The sequence below is a fragment of the Vibrio sp. Y51_MX_L26 genome, assembly GCF_024181935.1.
Classification (GTDB): Bacteria; Pseudomonadota; Gammaproteobacteria; order Enterobacterales; family Vibrionaceae; genus Vibrio; species Vibrio diabolicus.
The window spans coordinates 42,329-63,004 of the sequence record NZ_JAMZAS010000008.1 but is presented as its reverse complement, the minus strand read 5'-3'; the positions used below and the strand labels follow the sequence as shown (position 1 = coordinate 63,004).

General features: G+C 44.7%; 18 protein-coding genes. 13 read left to right on the top strand and 5 right to left on the bottom strand.

Going from position 1 to position 20,676, the window contains the following annotated elements; all coding sequences use genetic code 11:
• Window positions 1–16: 16 nt before the first annotated feature.
• A complete protein-coding gene (yaaA, locus tag NL645_RS16480; RefSeq protein ID WP_005396292.1) occupies window positions 17–793 on the top strand; it encodes a peroxide stress protein YaaA in 777 nt (258 codons plus the stop codon).
• Between the two features lie 109 nt (window positions 794–902).
• Here the strand turns inward: yaaA and srmB are convergent, their stop codons facing one another.
• Window positions 903–2,126, bottom strand: coding sequence for an ATP-dependent RNA helicase SrmB (gene srmB / locus NL645_RS16475; protein ID WP_253652057.1), 1,224 nt, complete (start codon window positions 2,124–2,126; stop codon window positions 903–905).
• Between the two features lie 107 nt (window positions 2,127–2,233).
• The gene (locus NL645_RS16470) at window positions 2,234–2,953 is read right to left on the bottom strand and encodes a tRNA1(Val) (adenine(37)-N6)-methyltransferase (protein WP_253652056.1); all 720 of its coding nucleotides are present in this window, start codon (window positions 2,951–2,953) and stop codon (window positions 2,234–2,236) included.
• Window positions 2,954–3,283: 330 nt separating this feature from the next.
• Between NL645_RS16470 and brnQ the strand changes: the two genes are divergently transcribed.
• The gene (gene brnQ / locus NL645_RS16465) at window positions 3,284–4,594 is read left to right on the top strand and encodes a branched-chain amino acid transport system II carrier protein (RefSeq protein WP_006742676.1); all 1,311 of its coding nucleotides are present in this window, start codon (window positions 3,284–3,286) and stop codon (window positions 4,592–4,594) included.
• 85 nt (window positions 4,595–4,679) lie between these two features.
• Here brnQ and fldB read toward each other — a convergent pair whose 3' ends face one another.
• Entirely contained in the window at window positions 4,680–5,198 is a 519-nt protein-coding gene (gene fldB / locus NL645_RS16460) for a flavodoxin FldB (RefSeq protein ID WP_005397338.1), read from the bottom strand.
• A gap of 158 nt (window positions 5,199–5,356) precedes the next feature.
• Between fldB and xerD the strand changes: the two genes are divergently transcribed.
• From xerD to NL645_RS16425, 7 genes are all read left to right on the top strand, one after another.
• On the top strand, window positions 5,357–6,274 hold the full coding sequence (gene xerD / locus NL645_RS16455; protein WP_005397336.1) for a site-specific tyrosine recombinase XerD: 918 nt from the start codon (window positions 5,357–5,359) through the stop codon (window positions 6,272–6,274).
• A 59-nt stretch (window positions 6,275–6,333) separates the two neighbouring features.
• Complete coding sequence (dsbC, locus tag NL645_RS16450; RefSeq protein ID WP_253652055.1) at window positions 6,334–7,122, top strand: bifunctional protein-disulfide isomerase/oxidoreductase DsbC; 789 nt, start codon at window positions 6,334–6,336, stop codon at window positions 7,120–7,122.
• A 44-nt stretch (window positions 7,123–7,166) separates the two neighbouring features.
• Complete coding sequence (gene recJ / locus NL645_RS16445) at window positions 7,167–8,906, top strand: single-stranded-DNA-specific exonuclease RecJ (protein ID WP_253652054.1); 1,740 nt, start codon at window positions 7,167–7,169, stop codon at window positions 8,904–8,906.
• Between the two features lie 173 nt (window positions 8,907–9,079).
• A protein-coding gene (gene prfB / locus NL645_RS16440) for a peptide chain release factor 2 (RefSeq protein ID WP_100068604.1) occupies window positions 9,080–10,178 on the top strand; the annotation gives its coding sequence in 2 pieces (ribosomal slippage) (window positions 9,080–9,154 and window positions 9,156–10,178; 1,098 coding nt in all).
• Between the two features lie 34 nt (window positions 10,179–10,212).
• Window positions 10,213–11,730, top strand: a complete 1,518-nt coding sequence (lysS, locus tag NL645_RS16435) for a lysine--tRNA ligase (protein ID WP_005397328.1) — start codon at window positions 10,213–10,215, stop codon at window positions 11,728–11,730.
• Between the two features lie 244 nt (window positions 11,731–11,974).
• The gene (gene vpsR, locus NL645_RS16430) at window positions 11,975–13,309 is read left to right on the top strand and encodes a cyclic-di-GMP-binding transcriptional regulator VpsR (RefSeq protein WP_253652053.1); all 1,335 of its coding nucleotides are present in this window, start codon (window positions 11,975–11,977) and stop codon (window positions 13,307–13,309) included.
• A 528-nt stretch (window positions 13,310–13,837) separates the two neighbouring features.
• Entirely contained in the window at window positions 13,838–14,089 is a 252-nt protein-coding gene (locus NL645_RS16425) for a DUF1127 domain-containing protein (protein WP_085343981.1), read from the top strand.
• A gap of 134 nt (window positions 14,090–14,223) precedes the next feature.
• Here the strand turns inward: NL645_RS16425 and NL645_RS16420 are convergent, their stop codons facing one another.
• On the bottom strand, window positions 14,224–15,258 hold the full coding sequence (locus NL645_RS16420; RefSeq protein ID WP_253652052.1) for an NADP(H)-dependent aldo-keto reductase: 1,035 nt from the start codon (window positions 15,256–15,258) through the stop codon (window positions 14,224–14,226).
• Between the two features lie 154 nt (window positions 15,259–15,412).
• On the opposite strand from NL645_RS16420, the gene NL645_RS16415 reads away from it, so the two are divergent.
• Complete coding sequence (locus NL645_RS16415; protein WP_005397320.1) at window positions 15,413–15,724, top strand: DUF6482 family protein; 312 nt, start codon at window positions 15,413–15,415, stop codon at window positions 15,722–15,724.
• A gap of 15 nt (window positions 15,725–15,739) precedes the next feature.
• Here NL645_RS16415 and mutH read toward each other — a convergent pair whose 3' ends face one another.
• The gene (gene mutH / locus NL645_RS16410) at window positions 15,740–16,420 is read right to left on the bottom strand and encodes a DNA mismatch repair endonuclease MutH (protein WP_005397318.1); all 681 of its coding nucleotides are present in this window, start codon (window positions 16,418–16,420) and stop codon (window positions 15,740–15,742) included.
• A 619-nt stretch (window positions 16,421–17,039) separates the two neighbouring features.
• Here mutH and rppH point away from each other — a divergent pair.
• Genes rppH through NL645_RS16395 form a run of 3 tightly spaced genes read left to right on the top strand, consistent with a single transcriptional unit; the run spans window position 17,040 to window position 20,608 of the window.
• The gene (gene rppH, locus NL645_RS16405; RefSeq protein WP_005381953.1) at window positions 17,040–17,561 is read left to right on the top strand and encodes an RNA pyrophosphohydrolase; all 522 of its coding nucleotides are present in this window, start codon (window positions 17,040–17,042) and stop codon (window positions 17,559–17,561) included.
• Between the two features lie 2 nt (window positions 17,562–17,563).
• Entirely contained in the window at window positions 17,564–19,810 is a 2,247-nt protein-coding gene (gene ptsP, locus NL645_RS16400) for a phosphoenolpyruvate--protein phosphotransferase (RefSeq protein ID WP_253652051.1), read from the top strand.
• A 6-nt stretch (window positions 19,811–19,816) separates the two neighbouring features.
• Window positions 19,817–20,608, top strand: a complete 792-nt coding sequence (locus NL645_RS16395; protein ID WP_253652050.1) for a sulfite exporter TauE/SafE family protein — start codon at window positions 19,817–19,819, stop codon at window positions 20,606–20,608.
• Window positions 20,609–20,676: the final 68 nt, after the last annotated feature.

Sequence of the window (20,676 nt, the reverse complement as noted above, 5' to 3'; positions counted from 1 at the left end):
TAGAGAAGGGAAAGTCATGCTTATCGTAGTTTCTCCAGCGAAGACTCTTGATTACGAGTCTCCGTTAGCGACAGAAAAATTTACTCAACCTGAGTTGGTCGAATACTCAAAAGAGCTTATCGATGTTTGCCGCAAACTGACTCCTGCTGATGTTGCCTCTTTAATGAAAGTGAGCGACAAGATTGCCGATTTAAATGTGGGCCGATTCCAAGAGTGGAGTGAAACGTTTACCACGGAAAACTCACGACAAGCCATTCTTGCATTTAAAGGTGACGTTTACACAGGGCTAGACGCCGAAAGTTTATCTGAAGCAGACTTCGAATATGCTCAAGATCATCTGCGTATGCTATCGGGTCTTTATGGTTTACTAAAACCACTTGATTTGATGCAGCCATACCGTCTTGAAATGGGTACCAAGCTTGCAAACGACAAAGGTACGAACTTGTACCAGTTTTGGGGCAATGTTATTACGGACAAGCTTAACGAAGCGATTTCTGCTCAAGGTGATAATGTGCTTATCAACCTTGCATCAAATGAATACTTTAAAGCGGTGAAGCCAAAGAACTTAGATGCGCAAGTGATCACGCCAGTATTCAAAGATTGTAAGAATGGCCAATACAAGGTCATCAGCTTCTACGCGAAGAAAGCGCGCGGCATGATGGCGCGTTACATCATCGAAAACCGTATTGAGAGCGTGGCAGACCTGACTAAGTTTGATACGGCGGGTTACTACTTTGTTGAAGATGAATCGACACCAACAGAGTTAGTATTTAAACGCGAAGAGCAAAACTAAAACTGATTGAGACGTAGTCTACGTTAATCTCAATAAACACAAACGAAAAAGGGTTGGCAGTGCCAACCCTTTGTTATGTTTTAGCTTAGGCTATTTCGCCCCAACAAGATTACTTCTTCTTAGCGGTTTTCTTTTTCGCTGGTTTCTTCTTGTCTTCTTTTTTCTTTTTCTTCTTAAACACAGGTTTTTTGTGTTTTGGACGCATCTCTTTCACGAAACGCTCTTTGATGTCTTCTTTCACGTAACGTGCAACGCGATCCATCATTGGTTGGTCGTGTGCTTCTACGATTGAGATAGCGTTACCTTTCTTTCCTGCGCGAGCCGTACGGCCAATACGGTGAAGGTAAACATCAGCCGTACGTGGCATGTCGTAGTTAATAACGTGTGACACATCCGGAAGGTCGATACCACGCGCAGCAACGTCCGTCGCGAGCAGCACGTTCACAGCACCATCGCGGAAGCGAGAAATCGCATTGTTACGACGATCTTGAGGCATTTCACCTTGAATCCAAGAACATGGAATCTGTGCACTCTCAAGCTGCGCTCGTAGCTCTGCCAAACGCTCACGTGTCTTCAAGAAGACGATGGTGCGTTCTGCTTGCTGAGTAATAATGTGTTTTAGTAATTCAAGCTTGTGTTCTGCATCATCAGCACGGTGGTACCACTGAGCAATCTTCTTACGCTCACGCAGTGGCGATTTTGCATCGATCTCTGCTGGATCATTCAACAGATCAGCGGTAAAGCCTTCTACGCCTTTACCCTCTAGCGTTGCTGAGAACAGAAGGGTTTGTTTACGCCAGCGGCACTCGTTAGATAGACGATCGACAGTAGGAGCAAAACCCATGTCTAGCATACGGTCTGCTTCATCCAGAATTAACCATTCAATCGCACGGCAATCAAAACGCTCTGCATCAATGTATTCTTTTAAACGGCCAGGCGTTGCAACCACAATGTCTTGTGTTGTCGCAAGGATATCGGCGTGCTCTTGGTATTGAACACCACCTGTGATGGTGAAAATGTTCAGTTTAGTGTTTTTTGCCAAAGCTCGTGCTTGATCGGCGATTTGCATCGCCAATTCGCGCGTCGGCGTTAGGATCAAAATACGCGCAGGTCCAGGCTTGCGACGAGGGAAGTCTTGCAAGTATTGCAATGCAGGCAGGACGAAGGCTGCCGTTTTACCAGTACCTGTTGGCGCTGACGCTAGAATGTCACGACCATCCAACGCTTGTGGAATCGCTTCTGCCTGAATTTTTGTTGGGCGTTCGTAACCCATCTCTTCAATGGCTTCAAGTAGGTTTTGGTCTAGATCAAGTTCAGCAAAGGTTCTGATCACAATGAGTTCTCCACAAGCAAAGCTTGGTTAATGGTTCGCCACAACAGCATAGAATACAAAAAGGTCGCACATTATAAAGTGATTGGTGATAAGGATCACATGTTATTTCACATCTTAAGATAAAACTCGCGGGTTAATTGGACGAAATCGTCACTGTAACCGTCATGCGAATGAATTATTAAATGGGATTCTTGAGTATCGCAAGGCTGCTTCGCCAGTTCAAATAACAGTCGATGTACCAGTTTCTTTTCTGATGGTTGTACACGACAGACTCGCGATAGATGCCAACCTTGGTGTAATGCTAGTTCAATAAACCGTTCGCCTTCGGTGATTGGTAACACAAAATTAGCTTTCCCTTGTTCATCAAGCAACTGATAGCAACGTTGTAGCAATGCGTTGTGGCGTAGCGTATCAGTGTGCCTCGCGGCTGCACGTTGACTGTGTTTCGATTGCTCGCCGCTGTTGAAGTAGGGCGGATTACAAATGATGCGTTGGAATGGATGCGTCGGCGTAAAGTCTAGTATGTCGGAATGATGCACACTCACACGATCTGACCAAGGCGACTGAACCACATTTTTTTGCGCAGCTTCAATAGCTGTTAATTCAATATCGACCGCGGTTATTTGAGCTTCTGTAAAGCGTTGGGCACACATCAGGGCAAGCAACCCGGTGCCAGTGCCAATATCGAGAATTTGAGCGTTGTTCGGGCTTTGAATCCAAGCACCAAGCATGACCCCATCAGTGCTGACGGGCATACCACTCTCGCCGCCCTCAATACAAAATTGCTTAAAATTGAAGCCCTTAGTTTTCAGTTTTTTGCTCTTCATGATTGTTTTATGTTTGCTCAATAATTAAGTGAATTTCTCTATTGTTTCTTAATTGTATAGATTGTTGTTTTGTTGGTTATTAAATTGTATTGTTAATTGATCGAGATAAAGAACTGGTCTGTTGTTTAGAACTGGTTATATCCACTGCTTTTAAGTTTGAAAACTAAATTAATATGGTGTTTTTTTCTTAAAGGTTGCCAAATGATGAGTCTTTCGTCATTATGCGGCGAAAATTTTATAGATTGAACCACGTGTACTTATTGACTTTAGGTATACAAAAAGTGGTCTAAGCATACACAACATTCATTAATTAAAAGACAAGGGTTATCTGTGAAGCAGACGTTAAAACTAACAGATATTATCGCAGTAGGCTTTATGCTATTTGCGTTCTTTTTAGGTGCGGGCAATATCATCTTTCCACCTCTAGCGGGTCAGCTAGCCGGTGAAAACTTAATGCCAGCGATGTTTGGTTTCTTGCTAACAGCGGTAGGTCTACCTCTTATTACTATCGTTGCTATTGCTGTTGCTGGTGGTTCTTGGGATCACTTAACGCAAGACCTTCCGAAAAAAGCAGCGGTTATTATGGCTGCGTTGATCTTCATCATCATCGGTCCTGCGTTTGCTGCGCCTCGTACTGGCCTAGTGGCTTACGAGATGGCGGTGAAACCTTTCTTCCTTGAAGCGTCACAAACGCATCTCACTGCATTTTCAGTGATCTTCTTTATTGCGGCGATGATGTTCTCATGGTTCCAAGGCCGTCTTATCGACTTGATTGGTAAAGTGCTGACTCCAGCGCTGTTTGTCGGCTTGATCATTCTTGCTGTGGCGGTATTTATTGATCCTCAAGGTGACATGCTGGGCGCGCACGGTGAGTACTTAACGCAACCACTGACCAAAGGCTTCCTAGAAGGCTACAACACAATGGATACGTTCGCGTCATTGATGTTTGGCATGCTGATGGTTGATGCACTGCGAGGTAAAGGCATTACTGAGCGTTCTGCAACCACTAAGTATCTGATCTATGCAGGTTGTATTGCAGCTGCCGGTCTTGCGTTTGTTTACATCTCACTATTCTACTTGGGCGCGACGAGTGCAACTGTTGCTGCTGGTGCAGATAACGGTGGTCTGGTACTTAGCCAATACGTTCAAGCGCTGTTTGGTCCATACGGTCAAATCGTTCTGTCTGTAATTGTATTACTAGCGTGTTTGACAACGGCTATTGGCTTGATTTCTGCGTGTTCAGATTTCTTCAGCTCGAAAACGCCACTGTCATACAAGCAATGGGTACTTATTAACGGTTCTGTTTGTGCGTTGGTTGCGAATGTCGGCCTTGCACAACTGATTTCTCTGTCAGTGCCAGTATTGTTTGCGTTATACCCAGTAGCGATTGCATTGGTTGCACTAACATTTGTACGCAGCAAACTGCCAAATCCACGTTTTGCTTACCGCGCGGTACTGCTTGTATCTCTGCTGTTTGCGTTGGTTGATGCGGCAAAAGTATCGGGTGTTGATGTTTCTGCGTTTAACATGTTGCCACTATTCGAAGTGGGCATGGGTTGGGTGCTTCCAACATTTGCGGCTATCGTGTGCATGTTCTTCATCGCGAAACCTCGTCCAGAGCTAGCACAAGAAACAGCGTAATAACTTCGCACTATCAAGATATTAAAAAGCCCGATGAATTACTTCATCGGGCTTTTTATGTTTTATCTTTGAAGCGTTCACACTATTAAAGTGTGTCGTGGAACTCCACAAGAACTTGTTCACACCATTTTTCGATGCGCTCATCACTCAGTTCGTACTGCGAGTCTTCATCTAACGCTAGTCCAACAAACTTGCTGCCATCTTCAATCAGTGCTTTCGATGCTTCAAATTCGTAGCCTTCATTTGGCCAGTAACCGATAAAGGTTGCGCCGGTCGCTTGTAATTCATCGTGAAGTAAGCCCATCGCGTCCAAATACCACTCACCGTAGCCTTCTTGGTCACCCAGACCAAACAGCGCGACAACTTTACCTTTTAATGGTGTTGTTGCGATGTCTTGCCAAATCGCGTTCCAATCTTCTTGAATTTCACCAAAGTCCCAAGTTGAGATGCCAAGGAGTAATAAGTCGTAGTCCGCCATTAGTGATAACGGTGTCTCTTTCACATTGTGAATGTCGACAAGGTCTTCACCAATAATGGTACGAATTTTCTCTGCTGCCATTTCGGTGTAGCAGGTCGTTGAGCCGTAAAAGAGTCCGATTTTCATTATATTCATCGTTATTTGTGTTGCTGTTGTGGAAGATTCTAACCATAAATTGAGGAAGATTGCAGCGAATATCCTAAGCGGGATGATTTTTTTATGGTATTGGATCGGCAGGTGCCTTAATCTAAGTACTGTAAATATAAACAGATAAGGAAGCGTTCATGACGGCACAACAGCCTGTCAATCAACAAGATTTTTCGCTTGTTGAGCAATTCTTAGATGCGATGTGGATGGAGCGTGGGCTATCAGAGAACACGCTGGCTTCCTATCGAAATGATTTGATGAAGCTGCTCACGTGGATGGAGAAACATCGCTACCGTCTTGATTTCATTAGTTTGTCTGGCTTGCAAGAATACCAAAGCTACCTTGTAGACTTGGATTACAAGCAGACGTCCCGTGCGCGTATGTTGTCGGCAATTCGCCGTTTATTCCAATATCTGCATCGTGAGAAAGTACGTGCTGATGATCCGAGTGCGCTCTTGGTCAGTCCTAAACTGCCACAACGCTTGCCCAAAGATATTAGTGAAGAGCAAGTGGACGCCTTGCTCGAAGCGCCAGACCCGAATGATCCTGTGGAATTGCGGGATAAAGCGATGCTGGAACTGCTGTATGCGACTGGTTTGCGTGTGACGGAATTGGTCAGTTTAACTATGGAAAACATAAGTTTGCGTCAAGGTGTTGTGCGTGTCACAGGTAAAGGCGGTAAAGAGCGCTTAGTGCCAATGGGGGAGAACGCGGTAGATTGGATCGAGACGTTTATTCAACAAGGGCGCCCTGCGTTACTTGGTGATACATCATCTGATATTGTTTTTCCTAGCAAACGCGCAAGGCAAATGACTCGTCAGACGTTTTGGCACCGTATTAAGTACTATGCTTTGATAGCAGGGATTGACACTGAACAGTTGTCGCCGCACGTACTGCGTCATGCCTTTGCCACGCATTTATTGAACTATGGCGCAGATCTCAGGGTCGTACAGATGCTATTAGGACATAGTGACTTATCGACCACGCAAATTTATACTCACGTGGCGACTGAACGATTGAAGCAGATCCACAGTCAACACCACCCAAGAGCATAACAATGGTTAGATTCATCCATGTCTTCTTGGAAAAACGATTTTATATTAAGGTGAATTTCATGAGCGTATTACGCCGACTAACTCTGCTGACTTTACCATTTTTTGTTACCGCGTGTGGTGCAGAAGAAAGTCAGGCTAAAACGGACACTCCTGCACAGCAAGTGGCGCCAGCTGCGCAAAGCAATTTTGATGAAGCAGCATTAAAAACTAAGTTCTCAAAGCTTGGTTTATCTATCGTTGATATTCAGCCATCAGAAGTTGCTGGTTTATTGGAAATCCAAACTAATGGCGGGATCTTGTTTGCTTCAAATGATGGTAGCCATTTTATCGCCGGTACGCTTTATGCCATCAATGACGATGGTAGTTACAAAGATGTCATTGCAGAGCGCCAAGCGCCGCTTAATGCGGAGAAAATCGCGCAGTTCTCCGATAGCATGATTGAATACAAAGCCGACGATGAAAAATATGCTGTGACGGTATTTACTGATATCACTTGTGGTTACTGTGTGCGTCTGCACAGCCAAATGCAAGGCTATAACGATCTAGGCATTACAGTGCGTTACATGGCTTACCCTCGCCAAGGTGCTACTGGCTCAGTGGCAGAGCAAATGGCGACGATTTGGTGTGCTGAAGATCCAAAGTCGGCAATGCACAACGCGAAAGTGAATCGTACGTTTGATAACCCTGCGAAAGACTTAAAACAGTGTAAAGAAACCATCCAATCACATTACAATCTAGGCCGCCAATTGGGAATTTCTGGTACGCCAGCGATCTTCTTACCGAATGGCGAAATGGTTGGCGGTTACCTACCACCTGCAGAGCTATTGAAACGTTTAAAGCAACAATAATCCTTTAGGAGCAGAGCCGGCAAAGTCGCCGGCTCTTTTCAAGCATGATAGAAATTCAACGACGTCCTGAACCTGATCTTTCCCTTCTTCCTGACTCCATTCCTCCGATTCTCAAACGTATCTACATCAACCGTGGGATTACGGATCCTGCGCAACTAGAAACGTCAGCTCGTGGTTTGCATTCTTACCAAAAACTCGGGGGGATTGAGCAAGCGGTCGAGCTTTTGTTTCAGGCAATAAAAGAACAAAAACGCATCATCGTTGTCGGTGATTTTGACGCTGATGGTGCGACGAGCTCTGCATTGTCGGTGCTCGCGCTGCGTATGCTTGGTAGTCACAATGTGGACTACCTAGTACCGAATCGTTTTGAAGACGGTTATGGGTTAAGCCCAGAAGTCGTTGACCAGGCATTAGAGCTTGGCGCTGAGATGATCATGACGGTAGATAACGGTGTGTCATCAATCGAAGGCGTGAGTTACGCAAAAGAAAACGGCATTACCGTGCTCGTTACCGATCACCACTTACCGGGACAAGTGTTGCCTGATGTGGATGCAATGGTGAACCCAAACCTTGAGAGCTGTCATTTTCCGTCTAAAGCGCTCGCTGGTGTCGGGGTCGCATTTTATCTCATGATGGCACTATGCGTTCATATGCGAAAACACAATTGGTTTGCTGAGCAGGGCATGCAAGAGCCTAAGTTGATGGAACTGATTGACCTTGTTGCACTGGGTACCGTCGCCGACGTCGTTCCATTGGATGAAAACAACCGCATTCTTGTACACCAAGGCTTGCAACGTATTCGTGCGGGCAAAGCGCGCCCTGGCATTCAAGCATTGATTGAGGTCGCGAAGCGTGATGCGCGTCGTTTGGTGGCGTCCGATTTTGGTTTTGCTTTAGGCCCTCGTATCAATGCTGCAGGTCGCCTTGATGACATGTCATTTGGTGTTGAACTGTTGATGTGTAACAACATTCACGCCGCTCGTCGTATGGCAAGTGAACTGGATGGTTTGAACCAAACTCGTAAAGAGATTGAAGAAGGCATGAAGCAAGAAGCGATGGCTTTCTGCGAGCGTCTTCAGTTTGGTGAAGGCAGTGAGCTTCCTTATGGCTTAGCCTTGTTCCAGCGTGATTGGCACCAAGGTGTGATTGGTATTTTGGCCTCGCGCATCAAAGAGAAGTTTCACCGTCCAGTCATCGCATTTGCTGATGGCGGAGAAGGGACAATTAAGGGCTCGTGTCGTTCTATTCCGGGGTTACACATGCGTGATGCGTTGGATTTCATCGACACGCAAAACCCAGGTTTGATCATCAAATTTGGTGGTCACGCGATGGCGGCAGGCTTAACAATTAAAGAGCAGGATTTCGAACGTTTCAGCCGTTTATTTGATGAAGTGGTAAAAAAGGAACTCGATGAAGCGGCGCTAAAAGGCGTGATCATGTCAGATGGTGAACTTAAGCCTGAAGAATTCTCTATGCATGTCGCTGAACAGCTGCGGTCTGGTGGCCCTTTTGGACAAGCCTTCCCTGAACCAATCTTTGATGGTGAGTTTAAAGTGTTGCATCAAAAGCTGGTGGGTGAGAAGCATCTTAAATTGATGTTAGAGCCGCTTTACAAAGGTCATCCTACCAATGTGATGATCGATGGTATTGCATTTAATGTTGATTTGCGTCGCTGGCCGGATGCATCAGTTAAAACGGTACGTTTAGCTTACAAATTGGATGTGAATGAATTTCGTGGTAATCAATCACTGCAATTGATGATCGATCATATCGAAGCTAAGTAATATCTAGATTAACCTTTCTTATAGAGTACGGTTGCCCCTAAGAGGGTGTAAAATTTTATGACCGTGCTCTCTCTAACCGCAATCTGATTTCTCATCCGAAATTTTCCTGTATCTCGGTCACATTTTTCAGTAGAATTTCTCGGTTAAATTCTATTCTAAAATGTTGAGTAAACATGTTTGAAATCAATCCAATTAAAAACCGTCTGCAGGACGTGTCTCAGCGCACAAATGTCCTGAGGGGGTATCTTTGACTATGACGCGAAGAAAGAGCGTCTAGAAGAAGTCAACGCAGAGCTTGAACAACCCGATGTATGGAACGAACCTGAACGTGCACAAGCACTGGGTAAAGAGCGTGCATCGCTAGAAGCGGTTGTTGAAACTATTGATCAACTAGAGCAAGGTGTAGAAGACGTAGAAGGTCTTCTTGAGCTGGCTGTAGAAGAAGAAGATCAAGAAACATTTGACGAAATTGAACCAGAACTTGCTGAGTTGGAAGAGAAGCTAGAAAAGCTTGAATTCCGTCGTATGTTCTCGGGTGACCATGATAGCTCAGATTGCTACATCGATTTGCAAGCTGGCTCTGGTGGTACGGAAGCACAAGACTGGACCAACATGCTGCTGCGTATGTACCTACGCTGGGCAGAGGCGAAGGGCTTCAAAGCTGAAGTGATTGAAGTCTCTGAAGGTGAAGTCGCGGGTCTTAAGTCGGCAACAGTTCGCATCTCTGGTGAGTATGCCTACGGTTGGTTGCGCACTGAAACGGGCGTTCATCGTCTTGTTCGTAAATCTCCGTTCGATTCAGGCGGCCGTCGCCATACGTCATTTGCGTCTGCGTTTATCTATCCAGAGATTGATGAAAATATCGACATCGACATTAATCCTTCTGACCTACGCATCGACGTTTACCGTGCGTCAGGCGCAGGTGGTCAGCACGTCAACACCACAGAATCTGCGGTACGTATTACGCACGTACCTACGAATACAGTGGTTCAGTGTCAGAATGACCGTTCTCAACATAAGAACAAAGATCAGGCAATGAAACAGCTTCGAGCGAAGCTATTTGAGCTTGAATTGCAAAAGCAAAACGCGGAAAAACAAGCTAATGAAGACGCTAAGTCTGACATTGGCTGGGGTAGCCAGATCCGTTCTTACGTATTGGATGACTCACGTATTAAGGACCTCCGTACGGGCATTGAAAACCGTAATACTCAAGCGGTTCTTGATGGCGATCTGGACAAATTTATTGAAGCTAGCCTGAAATCAGGACTATAAAGCTTTTCACCGACAAAAACAGGATACATCGAAAATGACTGATGCTGTTCAAAACGAAACTGTACTAGAAGAAAATAAGCTGATTGCTGAACGCCGCGCTAAACTGGATGAAATCCGAAAGAGCTGCAAAGCAAACGGCCACCCAAACGACTTCCGTCGTGACGCACTAGCGGGCGACCTTCAAAAAGAGTTCGGTGAAAAGACGAAGGAAGAGCTAGAAGAGCTTAACCACGTGGTTGCAATTGCTGGCCGTATTATGGCTAAGCGTGGTCCATTCCTAGTAATTCAAGAAACATCTGGCCGTATCCAAGCTTACGCTGCTAAAGACGTACAAAAAGAGCTAAAAGAGAAATACCAAGGTCTTGATATCGGTGACATCATCGGTGTTAAAGGTGCGCTGCACAAATCTGGTAAGGGTGACCTGTACGTGAACATGGAAGAATACGAGTTGCTAACTAAAGCACTTCGTCCACTTCCTGAGAAGTTCCACGGTCTTACTGACCAAGAAATGCGTTACCGTCAGCGTTACGTTGATCTGATTGTGAACGAAGATTCACGTAAAGCATTTATTGTACGTTCTAAAGTGATGTCTGCAATTCGTAACTTCATGATCTCAAAACAGTTCATGGAAGTAGAAACGCCGATGATGCACGTGATCCCTGGTGGTGCAAGTGCACGCCCATTCATCACGCATCACAACGCACTAGACATGCCAATGTACCTACGTATTGCACCTGAGCTATACCTGAAGCGTCTAGTGGTTGGTGGCTTCGATCGCGTATTCGAAATTAACCGTAACTTCCGTAACGAAGGTCTTTCTCCACGTCATAACCCTGAATTCACTATGATGGAATTCTACATGGCGTACGCGGATTACAAAGATCTGATGGACTTTACTGAAGAACTACTAAGCTCGGTAGCGCAAGAAGTTCTAGGTTCAACATCAATGCCTTACGGTGATGAAACGGTTGAATTTGGTGGCACTTACACTCGTATGAGCATGTTTGAAGCAATCAAGCAGTACAACCCAGATCACGCGCAAATCCAAGCGCTAACCGAAGAAGATCTACAAAACCGTGAACTGATGGTTTCTATCGCGAAATCAGTACATGTTGAAGTAGAAGACTTCTGGACATGCGGTCAGCTTCTAGAAGAAATCTTCGGTGAAACAGCAGAACCTAAGCTAATGCAGCCAACGTTCATCACTGGCTACCCAGCGGACATCTCTCCATTGGCTCGCCGTAGTGATGACAACCCGTTCTTTACAGACCGCTTTGAATTCTTCATCGGCGGTCGTGAAGTGGCGAATGGCTTCTCAGAGCTTAACGATGCAGAAGATCAAGACGCGCGCTTTAAAGCACAGGTTGAAGCTAAAGAGTCTGGTGACGACGAAGCCATGTTCTACGATGCAGATTACATCACTGCACTAGAGCACGGCCTACCACCAACGGCAGGCCAAGGTATCGGTATCGACCGTCTGGTTATGCTACTGACTAACACGCACACTATCCGTGACGTGATCCTATTCCCAGCAATGCGCCCACAAGCGTAATTTGGCAGGATGATCAAAAAAACCACCTTCGGGTGGTTTTTTTATGCCTTTTAGTTAAATAAGTTCAAGTTGTTGCATTTGCTTTTTAATAGGATATGCAAATAAACATTCGCCAAATCTCAATCTATTGCATAGTCTTAATACTGAGACAGACGTGGGGGCGCGGAGTCTCGATAATGTTACCCGCTCGCAAAGATAGGTTTGTGGCGCAAAATTTCTATTAACAATGAAAAAGGGTTAGAGAATGGCTGGGCAGTTTAAGATGGATTCCATCCCGGGATCGCTTGTGGTAGTTGGCGGTACTTATGAGCCTTGGTTATCAGTACTTGAGCAAGTGGGCTGGAAGTGTCACCAAGTGGGTGACTTACGCAAAGCTAATACGTTGTTAGAGGATATTGGTCCATGTATCGGTATTGTCGATCTCAGCCATGACGAATTCAGCTTGAACGGTTTGGCGAACTTAGTCAGTTCTCACAAACACGTGCGTTGGTTAGCGTTTATTCGTGAATCTCAGCTTGGCACTGATACCATATGCCAGTTCATTGTTAACTTTTGTATAGACTTTTTCACTGCGCCAATCCCGGATGCCCAGCTTTTAAGCACGATTGGTCACCAGCTTGGTATGCTCAAGTTGGAGAAAAAAGTTTGGCCTAGTTTTGGTAGCAGCTTAGACATGGGGCTGCTCGGTGAATCTATCCCGATGAAGCGTTTACGCGATCAAGTAAAGCGAATCGGTCCGACGGACGTCAGTATTCTTATTTCTGGGGAAAGTGGTACAGGTAAAGAAGCGGTTGCTCGCGCTATCCACAAAGTCTCTTCACGTTCTCATAAACCGTTTATGGCAATTAACTGTCGCGCGCTCAATGAGCAACGTTTCCAGGCGGAAGTATTTGGTATTAACGCCGATGAAGATATGGAAGCATGTATGCTCGAACAAGCAGATGGCGGCACCGTGTTGTTTAATGACATTCTTACCATCTCAAAAGAGCAACAAATGAATCTGCTGAGATTCTTGCAAGAAGGCACCATTGATACCAAAGATGGTGTAAAAGCGGTCAACGTACGCATCCTTGCGGCTAACTCGTCAGATGTAGAAAAAGCCTTGATTGACGGAGATTTTAATGAAGAGCTTTACCACTACATTAACGTATTACGCATTAATGTCCCGAGCTTAAAAGAGCGCGCGAGCGATATTTCTTTGTTAGCGCGCTACTACTTACAAGAGTTTTCTAAAGAGTATAACTCGCAAGCAAAAAGCTTTTCTGAGGATGCACTCAAGGCACTGACACGTTATTTCTGGCCAGGTAACGTACGTGAATTGATGAACCAAGTGAAACGAGCGGTTCTGATGTCTGACAGCGTAATGATTGAAGAGCATCACCTAGATTTGCCTCAGCGTAATGACTCAAAGCGTAGTTTGAAATCGATTCGTGAGAAGAGTGAGCGTGACGCGTTACTGGTTGTTTTGGAATCTCATTCTGGTCAAGTTTCGAATGCGGCGAAGGAGCTTGGTGTTTCACGCGCGACGATGTATCGACTACTGAACAAACATAATTTGATTTCTGATCAAGCCATGTAATTTGTTCTTTCTGAAGTTAAATTGGTGAATGAATATCAGTGAAGGAGCGGCTACAAAGCCGCTCTTTTTGTTTTGTATTCAGTTTGATTTATAAAATCCGTAATTTCATATATTCCCTAGGTGAATATGTTATATAGAAAAGTATATGAAACTGAATTGCGGTGTATTGGTTTGTTTTTAATCAAAAAGACAAAAAATGTTTGATATATATTCATCAAAGCTTACAATTTAACCGTAACTCAATGAGTTATACCTTTTATAAACGGATTAATTTTTAGCTAGGAGGCGCAAGATGAAACATTACGTTGTTAACACCACTGCTTGCGCTGATCGTATGCCTATCGCTCCGATGACTCTTAAGTCGGATGATACCAATACCACTGGCTCACAAGATAAAAATTAATCCGTAACCTATCTTATTTATTACTAGGCTGCGGAAAAGTAGCGGCTTAGTATCAACAGAACACCTCTGTTCATTTTACGCACTACTTTTCCCAGTCGAATACATCGATAATCGGAGAAAATATTATGCGTCACTCTATTTACCTACAACTGGCAACTTTGCTATTGAAAGCAGACCTTAAACGCGAAGAAAAGGAATGGCAGCGAACCATACGCCGCACTGCTCATGATGTTCCATGGACGAATGTTCATTTATTGAGAGATATTGGTTTAGATAGCGATGGTCGTTCCACACGCGCCAATGTTCCGGATGCAGTAAAAGTTGAACGTCGAGTTCGTCACCTTCGTCGAGTTTTAACATCGCGAATAATGACGTAATCGTTAGCGTGTTGGACTGACTGAGTTGCTATCGAGTCATTCAACACGTTTAACGTGCGATATGAAGTCATACTTCATTTGATAAACAGCTGACCTTGAAGGTCAGCTGTTTTCGTTTGAGGGGAGCTTTACTGTTAAGGGCAAGGGTTCGAGTAGGTTGTACCAATTGCTTGAATCTCAGTCAGGAACTCATCGCTTAGTTTTAGATCGATACTGTCGATGTTGGCTTTTAATTGGTCGAGGTTGGTCGCGCCGATAATATTAGATGCTACAAATGGGCGCTGATTGACAAATGCAAGTGCCATTTGTGCAGGATCCAAACCATGCTCTTGGGCTAAATTGACGTAAGCTTCGGTCGCTTTAACACCTTGTGGAGTGAAGTAGCGCGCAAAACGCTCCCACTTAGTGCATCGAGCGCCTTCAGGTTTTGCCCCGTTTAGGTATTTACCACTCAGGCAGCCAAATGCCAAAGGAGAGTAAGCAAGTAACTGAACGCCTTCGTAATGGCTGATTTCAGACAAGCCAACTTCGAAGCTGCGGTTCAATAAGTTATATGGGTTTTGAATGGAGACAATTCTTGGCAAATCGTGTTTCTCTGCCAAACGCAGTAGCGACATCACACCCCACGGCGTCTCGTTTGATACGCCGATATAGCGTACTTTGCCTGCATTCACTAATTCTGTAAGCGCTTCCAATGTTTCAATTAACGTGACTTCTTCTTGTTTGTCAGGGTATGGGTAGTTGAGTTGACCAAAGCAGTTAGTTTGACGTTGAGGCCAATGTAATTGGTATAAATCGACATAATCCGTTTGCAGGCGGTTAAGGCTGTCATCAATTGCTGTATGGATGTGGCGACGATTAAGGCTCATGTTGTCTCGGATGTGAGGGACACCACGAGGGCCAGCCACTTTTGTTGCCAGCACAACTTTTTCACGTTTGCCGCTCTTTGCTAACCAATTACCGATGTATTGCTCGGTGAGTCCTTGCGTTTCCGCTTTGGGAGGTACAGGGTACATCTCTGCGGTATCAATGAAATTCACCCCATGATCAAGGGCAAAGTCGAGCTGTTCAAAGGCGTCCTTTTCTGTATTTTGCTCGCCAAACGTCATGGTTCCGAGGCAGATTTTACTGATCTCAAGTGATGAGTGCGGTAGTTTTGTGTATTGCATATCACGTCCTTGAAGAGTTACCGACTAAATAAGTGATTCCAATATAGGGGATTTTTAACCGCTATCGCAAATGATTTACGTATAAAGGAAGACCAAACTCGAAAGCTATACATTGCCTAACTACACTTAAATGATCGTGTGAAGGAGGTACGTTATGCAGAAGCATCAATTGGACATGTGGTTACACGGTCCCCATAAAGATACTTATAAAACTCCCAAAGTATTTGTGATTGGGTGTTCTGATGTCTCTGACTATTTGCTAGCAGTGGAGTACAAGCATCAACTCGAGCCAATTAAAGACGGTGAAGATCCGATACATTTCGGTTCGCTAGATTTGGTGAAAGAAGAGCTGCTGAGGTTAGGGGTAGATAAAGCGTACTTAAGGCTGCACAATGCATATGACGAATGTGGCACTGAAGAGGCAGCCTCGTACTGTGATATCGAGTTATCGCTCGTGACGCACTAAATGGCGGAAACAACATTACTCAGATGGCGTGCTGATGTAGTGCTTGAGTAAGATCTGTTCAGTAAACTGTGTTCTGAGGTAAAAACCTCTGGGCAGAGTTTTTATCGGCTTGCCATTTGAGCTATATGCTTCGGTGAGGGCTTTTGCATTCGCGGCTTTAGGGCGAAGATGCAGCGCTTCTCCGTGTCTGGCGGAAATTTGATCAAATTTCCCCAAGACGATCATCTCCATTAGCTCTTCCCAGTCGTTTCGTAAAATACGCTCTTCGTCGTCGTCTGGTGACCAAATCAGTGGGCTACCAACACGTCTTTCTGCAAGTGGAATTTCTCGTTCCCCTTCCACTGGTACCCAAAGCACACGAGACAGCTTGTTGCGTACGTGGCTTGTTTCCCATGTAAGACCATGAACACCTGTGAGAGGAGCCACCGAAACAAAGGTTGTTTCCAATGGTTTGCCAGAGTGACTGATCGGAATACTTTTCAGCTCGATCCCTAGCTTAGCGAAATCTTGTTGAGGTTTACTGCCAGCTGGGGCGCCCAAGTGCCATTCGAGTAATTGACCCACCCAACCTTTATCACGTTTTAAGTTTTCAGGAACAATCATATTCGCCTCGGCGGCCAACTCAGCAAAACTGAGTCCAGCCATATCATGCGCTCGTTCCAATAGCTCTGCTTCTGTTTGTGGTTCTGGTTTCATAGTCACAAGGTGGTATTACAAAAAATATAGTTTATCAAACTCCGGCCAAATCTACTGTTTAAGATTTCACCGAGGCGGTGTAAGAACGATCAATTCATAACTTATCCACAGGTGGAGGAGGTATTGATAAGATCCTGACGGGGTCTGTATGAATAAACAGGGGTTAAAATGCATTTTTGGGGTTGATTTTGTTGTAATCATCTAAACGAATAGCAGGTGAGTGTGGATAAATAGCCTATTGGTGGATCTTTGACCGATCTGAGTTTGGTGAAAAGATCATCAAGAAACTGAAGATCGATTTATCGCTATTTTTTAAAATAAAGACTTTTTTATCAATGTTTTATGTTTGTTTTTCTGTTTCTTTATTTGTTTTTCTTGTGATGGGGTTGAACAGAATTACTCATTTGAATTGAATTCTTCACAAAGTTATTCACAGAAAAGGTGAATAAATGTGGGCAATGTCTCACTCTTGTGTTGATAAGGTATGGCTTGATTAAAAGATATCCAAATATGGTGAAAAGGTAATAAATCTTGCTCATATCACATCAGTAAGTTTGCTAGTAATGGGGATATGTGGAAAAATCACGGTAATAAAAAATTTATTCATAGAGGTTAGCCAGTGATAGATGGCGATGGTTACCGACTTAATGTTGGTATTGTGATATGTAATAACCATGGTCAGGTCTTCTGGGCTAAACGATACGGGCAACACTCATGGCAATTTCCACAAGGTGGGATTGACGAAGGTGAAACCCCTGAACAAGCCATGTTCAGGGAGTTATACGAAGAAGTCGGTTTAACGAAAAAAGACGTTAAGATCATTGCAACAAGTCGTCATTGGTTAAGATATAAGCTACCAAAGCGATTGGTGCGTTGGGACTCCAAGCCTGTTTGTATCGGCCAAAAACAGAAATGGTTTCTGCTGAGATTAGAATGCGATGAATCTCGTATTAATATGCAACGCGGAAAATCCCCTGAATTTGATGGTTGGCGCTGGGTGAGTTACTGGTATCCAGTTAGGCAAGTTGTTTCTTTCAAGCGAGATGTTTATCGACGAGCGATGAAAGAGTTTGCATCCTTAGCCATGCCTTTTCGAGAGAGAAAAGCGAAAGGGAAAAGAAAAAAGCAACGTAGAGGATAATCATGCTCAGTCAGCTAAGGGAAATAGTTGAGAAAGTCTCCAGGGTCGATGATGTGCATCTGGCACTCGATATATTGGTGAAAGAGACTTGTGCTGCCCTTCGCACTGAGTGCTGTACTATCTATCTTGCTAATGAAGAAATGCAGCGCCTTGAGTTAATGGCAACTCAAGGCCTTATTTTTGAAGGTGATAGTATTCATATCAACTTCAATGAAGGCTTGGTTGGGTTGGTTAAACGAAGCGCAGAGCCACTCAACCTTGCCGAAGCCTCAAAACATCCCGAGTTTAAATTCTTCCCTCAACTCGGCGAACAGATTTACCACTCCTTTTTAGCCACTCCAATCATTCATCGAAAACAAGTTTTAGGTGTGTTGGTGATCCAGCAAAAAACACCGCGCTTGTTCAGTGAAATGGAAGAGTCGTTTCTTGTCACGTTGTCCGCTCAGCTAGCAGTGCTTATTGCGCATGCGCAGAATCTTGGGCATTGGCAGTTGGCATCTAAACCCACGGTATTAAAAGGTTTGCCTGCATCTACTGGTGTCGCGATTGGAGAGTTTTGGTTCGACAATACCCAACCGAGTTTATCGGATGTTTTCCCATCGTCCACGTTAGATAAGGTACGTGAGCACGAGACATTGCTGGTGGCGATAGAGCGAGCGTTAAATGACTTTCGCCGTATGCGGAAAAAACTGGACAGTGAAATCAACAAAGATGCGCTGGCGATCTTCGATCTGTTTACTCACTTACTGAATGATCCGATGCTTCGTGGTGATTTGAAGAAGCAAATTGAAAAAGGAGACAGGGCAGATTGGGCGTTACGCCAAGTGGTAGAGTCATACTCGAATCGATTTGCCAGAATGTCGGATGTCTACATGCGCGAGAGAGCGCAAGACATCCGAGAGTTAGGGCAAAGGCTGCTCTATTTTCTACATAACAGTGAGCAAGAAAATTCTGCAATTGATCGTCCCATTATTTTGGTGGCGAGTGAACTCACAGCCACCTTGCTCGCGTCTGTACCTAAAGAGTTTTTGTTAGCCGTCGTGTCACTAGAAGGTGGCGCGAACTCTCATGCGGCTATTTTGTCTCGCGCACTTGGAGTTCCCGCTGTCATGGGCGCCAACATTAACCCGGATGTGGTCAATGGCAAACTCGGGATAGTGGATGGTTATACGGGCGAGATCTTCCTAGAGCCAAACCGTCAATTATTGCGAGAGTATCACAGCTTAGTGAGTGAAGAGTCAGAATTGTTTGCAATGGTAAACAAGGACCTCGCACTCCCAGCGGTTACGCAAGACAATCACTACATCGAAATTATGCTCAATGCGGGGCTCAGTGCAGACAGTAATATTGCCATCAATACAGGTGTTGATGGAGTTGGGTTGTACCGAACTGAGATTGCATTTTTACTTCAACATCACTTTCCGTCCGAAGATGAGCAGTATCATCAATACCAAGCGATACTCAACAGTTATCCGAATCAACGAGTGGTGATGCGCACTTTGGATATTGGTGGTGACAAACCTTTGCCGTATTTGCCCATCGAAGAAGATAATCCGTTTCTAGGCTGGCGTGGCATTCGTTTTACATTGGATCATCCAGACATTTTCTTGATCCAGCTGCGTGCAATGTTAAGAGCGAGTGCAGAAAGCAGAAACTTAAGTATCTTATTGCCAATGGTGTCAGGGGTAAAAGAGCTAGACGATGCCATTAGCTTGATTAATCAAGCTCACAGCGAAGCCGTGTTGCTTGATGATAGAATTCAGTTCCCACAAGTTGGGGTCATGATCGAAGTGCCATCAATGGTGTATTTATTGCCAACGATTGCTCACCGTGTTGATTTTGTTTCTGTCGGGACAAACGATTTAACCCAGTATTTATTAGCAGTTGATAGGAACAATTCCCGCGTCGCGGATGTCTATGAATCTATGCATCCTGCGGTACTGCTAGCGCTTAAGCAAATCCATGACGTGTGCGATAAGTATCAGGTGCCAGTGTGTATTTGTGGTGAGTTAGCTGGCGACCCATTTGGCGCTCTTCTCTTACTTGGGTTAGGGTATACCAGTTTGAGTATGAACACCTCCAACGTGGCTAAGGTGAAATATTTGATTCGTCATAGCCAACAAGAAGAATTAGAAAAATTAGCGGAGCAAGCAATGACAAAGTCCTACGGGGAGGACATTCATCAAATGATGCATGACTTCTTCATCCAACAGGGTTTTGCGGGCTTTATCCGTGCAGGTAAAAAGTAGGAAATCGTGACCGTCTCTTTATTTTTGTTATTGTTGGCGCTAGGCGCTTTTGTGGGTGTGATGGCGGGGTTACTCGGTATCGGTGGTGGTTTGATTGTTGTTCCTGCCTTGTTGTATTTGCTTCCTCTTGCTGGGATCTCTCCAGAAATGAGTATGCACATGGCCTTAGCCACTTCGTTAGCGAGTATTATTGTCACGTCAGGCTCATCGGCGATGAATCACCTTAAGCTCGGCAATGTCGATATGTTCGTCGTAAAATGGTTGATGCCAGGTGTGGTTATAGGTGGTTTTGTCGGTGCCAATATTGCTGAGTGGATCCCTACGCACTACTTGCCGAAAGTATTTGGTGTCATTGTTCTTTGCCTGTCAGTACAAATGTTCCGTTCCATTAAAGTTACGAGCAGTAAACCTATGCCGAGCAGCCGGGTGACCGTTGCATATGGCACGGGAATTGGTGTCGTATCAAGCCTTGCTGGTATTGGTGGTGGCTCACTGTCGGTACCATTTCTAAATAAACACGGGATAGAAATGCGTAAAGCGGTGGGCTCATCCTCCGTTTGTGGTTGCGTGATTGCTATTTCTGGTATGATCGGCTTCATCTTACATGGCTATAAAGTGGAAGGCTTACCTTCATACAGTATTGGCTATGTTTATCTACCCGCATTATTAGCGATTGCCATGGCCTCGATGCTCACAACAAAAGTGGGTGCGAAGCTGGCAACTAACCTTCCAACTGCGGTATTAAAAAAGATATTCGCGGTGTTCTTAATGTTTGTAGCAGCGACCATGCTGCTCTAAGTTTGTACCCAAGTCATTCTCGCTGAACCAAGCATCTAGAGGTTACTTGGGTATATTTATTTTGTTGT